Here is a 1,710-nt window from a genome sequence, read left to right as displayed (position 1 = left end):
GCGCAGCGCGCTGTCCGCCGAGATCCCCCTCGCCGTGATCTTCGACAACCCCACCATCCAGACCATGGCCATCGCCATCGAGAACATCCTGCTCGACGCGGTCACGGCCACGGACGTCGCACGAGAGATCGTCGACGAGAGGAACCCCTCATGACGACGAGTCACCTTCCGGGGACGGCCACGCCGACGGCACGGCTCGAACTGGTCAGAAACCTGCTCCAGAGCGCCCGCAACCGGCAGCCGGGTGCCCCCGGTTCCACCTCGATCCCGGTGGTGGACCGCGGCGAGCACGTCCTGTCGTACTCCCAGGAAAGGATGTGGCTGCTGGAGCAGATGATGCCGGGGTACAACACCTCCACCGTCATCCGGCTCCGCGGTCCGCTCGACACCGCGCTCCTGGGCCGCAGCCTCGCACTGGTCGTCGAACGGCACGACGTCCTGAGGACCGTCTTCGAGGAGCGCGACGGTGCGCCCGTCCTTCGGGTCCTGCCCGCCGGACCGGTACCGGTCGCGGAGCGCACGCCGGCCGGCGAGACGGACGCCGAGCGCTACGAGGCGGGCCTGGAGATCGCCCGCGAGCTGATGCGGGAGCCGTTCGACCTCGCCACCGGGCCGCTGCTTCGGGCCGCCGTCGTACGGCTGTCCGACGAGGACGCACTGCTGGTCCTGGTGCTGCACCACATCGCGGTCGACGGGTCCTCCATGCGGGTGCTGTGGTCGGAGCTGTCCCGGGCCTACGAGGCACTGTCCGCCGGACGCATGCCCGAACTGCCGGCGCTGCCGATCCAGTACGGGGACTACGCCGTCTGGAGCCGTGCGCACCAGACAGCGGACGCACTGCGCCCCCAACTCGACTACTGGCGTGATCGCCTCGCCGGGGAGAGCGCCACCGAACTGCCGACGGACCATCCCCGGCCCGCCGCACGGTCCGGCAACGGCGCCCAGGTGCCGTTCGCCATCGACGCCGAACTGGGCGCGGCGATCCACCAGTTCTCCCGGCAGCACAACGCCACCCCGTTCATGACGCTGATCGCCGCGTTCAGCGTGGTGATCGCCCGGCACGCGGCCTCGGCCGACGTCACGATCGGCACGCCCATCGCCGGCCGGGTCCGGCCCGAACTCGACGACCTGATCGGCTACTTCGTCAACACCCTCCTCATCCGTACCGATCTGACCGACGACCCGTCGTTCACCGATCTGATCGCCCGGACCAGGACACACACCCTGGCCGCCTACGAGCATCAGGAGCTCCCCTTCGAGGCTCTGCTGGAGGAACTCCAGCCCGAGCGCGACCCCAGCCGAAACCCCTTGTTCCAGATCCTGTTCGCCCTCGGCGACGAGGAGACCGACGGCCTGGTGCTGCCAGGCCTGGAGAGCGAACGGCTCGATGTGGTCGACGGCAAGTCGCGGTTCGACCTGAACGTGGCTCTGACCCGCCACGGCGACGCCTTCACCGGTATCGCCTACTACGAGTCGGACCTGTTCGACCGGGCGACCATGGCCCGGCTGATGCGGCACTTCACCACCTTCCTGCGGAACGCGGTCACCGACCCCACCTGTCCGATCTCCACCGTGGACATGATCGACGCGGCCGAACACGCGCAGCTGCTCTCCACCGGTGCGGGTGAGGAGGTCGTGTTCCCGGGTGGTCTGTTGCCCGAGTTGGTGGATGTGGTGGCGGTGGGTGCCGGTGGGGTGCCGGCGGTTGTG

1 protein-coding gene is annotated in these 1,710 nt (G+C 69.4%); it reads left to right on the top strand.

Annotated features, from left to right (window positions below; all coding sequences use genetic code 11):
• Window positions 1-150: 150 nt before the first annotated feature.
• The coding region (locus tag ACFY2Z_RS41655) for a condensation domain-containing protein (RefSeq protein WP_390749197.1) at window positions 151-1,710 on the top strand (1,560 nt) is incomplete at its 3' end.

The sequence above is a fragment of the Streptomyces sp. NPDC001222 genome, assembly GCF_042896945.1.
Lineage (GTDB): Bacteria > Actinomycetota > Actinomycetes > Streptomycetales > Streptomycetaceae > Streptomyces > Streptomyces gibsoniae.
Note: the sequence above shows the minus strand (reverse complement) of the source record. Positions and strands in the feature narration are given on the sequence as shown.